The organism is Amaricoccus sp. W119 (assembly GCF_047275745.1).
Taxonomy (GTDB): domain Bacteria; phylum Pseudomonadota; class Alphaproteobacteria; order Rhodobacterales; family Rhodobacteraceae; genus Amaricoccus.
Genome location: NZ_JBKQWU010000168.1, coordinates 1 through 1,426 on the forward strand (window position 1 = coordinate 1; position 1,426 = coordinate 1,426).

Below are 1,426 nucleotides of genomic sequence, written 5' to 3' on the forward strand. Positions count from 1 at the left end.
AGCTGGCTGAGGGCTCCGCGCCCGGCGCGCTTGTGAAATCCGGCGAAGACCAATACCGAAATCCAACCTGCGGACTCGCGTCATGAGCGAGGGACCACCGGGGGGCAGGTCACCGTCAACATGCAAATCGGACACCTGTCCGAGATGCTTCGCACCCTTGCCGAGCTCAAAAAACTGCCGCTTGAGAACCCCTTCGCCGGAACATGGGTCGAGCGCAAGCAAGGAAAGAAAAGCGAGCGGCCGCGGTTCTCCGACGACTGGATCAGGGAGAAGATACTCGCGCCCGGCGCCCGCGATGGCTTCAACGACGACGGCCGCGACGTGCTGTTGATGATCGTCAACACCGGGGCGCGCCCGAACGAAATCCTCGCGGCGCCCGTCGGGCCTTTCCGTGTCGACGCGAAGGTTCCGCACGTCCTGATCCGCCGACCGCGACCGGCGAGCTAAAGACGGACGAGTCCGCCCGCGAGGTTCCACTCGTAGGCGTCTCGCTCGAAGCCGCGCGGCGGATCGTCGCCCGTGGCGGGATCAGACGTTACGCCGGCAAGATTGACTCGTATTCGGCCGCCGCAAACAAGTTCCTCCGCGAGAACGGAATGATGGAGTCGCCGAAGCATGTCGTTTACAGCCTGCGGCACTCATTCGAGGATCGGATGCTCGAGGCGGGGATTGACGATCGAATTCGGGCCGACGTGATGGGGCACGCATACGAGCGGCCGCGCTACGGCGTCGGCGGTCGGCTCGCAACGATCGCCGGGCACCTGTCGGAGATCGCGTTGTAACCGGGCGCGCCCCGACGACCGGCCCTTGCAGGGTAACGATGACTGAATTGATCTTCAAGGGCGAGGAGTTCGTCTGGAACCATCATCTTGCCGTACCAACTCGCCCGCTGGAACCGCAGCCTGAAAAGGGGAATTGGCGAGGCTCGACTTGATGGCAACCTGATCCTCCAAGGCGACAACCTGCATGCACGGAAAGCCCTCCTGCCGGTGTACGCGGGCAGGGTAGACTGCATCTTCATCGATCCGCCCTACAACACCGGGAATGAGGGTTGGGCCTACAACGACCACGTGAATGCCCCAATGATCAGGGAGTGGCTGGCCGCAAGTTATGTCGGGATTGAGGACGGCCTTCGCCACGACAAATGGTGCGCAATGATGTGGCCCCGGCTACGGCTGCTACATGAGTTGCTGTCTGATCGAGGCAGTACCTGGATCACGTTGGACGACAACGAACTCCATCGCGCCCGCTCGATGATAGACGAGATCTTTGGTGCATACAATTTCGTCACGACTTTCAGTTGGCACAAAATGGACACCCGCAATAACCCTCCCCTTTGAAGGGCGGTCGTGATTCACTGGCTCCGTCGAGATCGGAGGGGTGAGATGGAGCAGCGTTCCCTGTTCGGGTTGTCGGAGCACCTCGA

The 1,426-nt window shown here is 61.6% G+C and carries 3 protein-coding genes; all 3 read left to right on the forward strand.

Going from position 1 to position 1,426, the window contains the following annotated elements:
• The first annotated feature begins 120 nt into the window (after positions 1–120).
• Positions 121–447 carry a hypothetical protein gene (locus ACLJK8_RS22710; protein ID WP_413152677.1) on the forward strand — a complete coding sequence of 109 codons (327 nt, stop codon included), beginning with the start codon at positions 121–123 and terminating at the stop codon, positions 445–447.
• A 149-nt stretch (positions 448–596) separates the two neighbouring features.
• Positions 597–782, forward strand: coding sequence for a hypothetical protein (locus ACLJK8_RS22715; protein WP_413152678.1), 186 nt, complete (start codon positions 597–599; stop codon positions 780–782).
• 87 nt (positions 783–869) lie between these two features.
• Positions 870–1,340, forward strand: coding sequence for a DNA methyltransferase (locus ACLJK8_RS22720; RefSeq protein ID WP_413152679.1), 471 nt, complete (start codon positions 870–872; stop codon positions 1,338–1,340).
• Positions 1,341–1,426: the final 86 nt, after the last annotated feature.

What these genes read in the sequence shown, in the direction of transcription:
- ACLJK8_RS22715 (WP_413152678.1), top strand. Translation starts at nt 597, where the DNA reads ATGATGGAGTCGCCGAAGCATGTCGTTTACAGCCTGCGGCACTCATTC.
- ACLJK8_RS22710 (WP_413152677.1), top strand. Translation starts at nt 121, where the DNA reads ATGCAAATCGGACACCTGTCCGAGATGCTTCGCACCCTTGCCGAGCTC.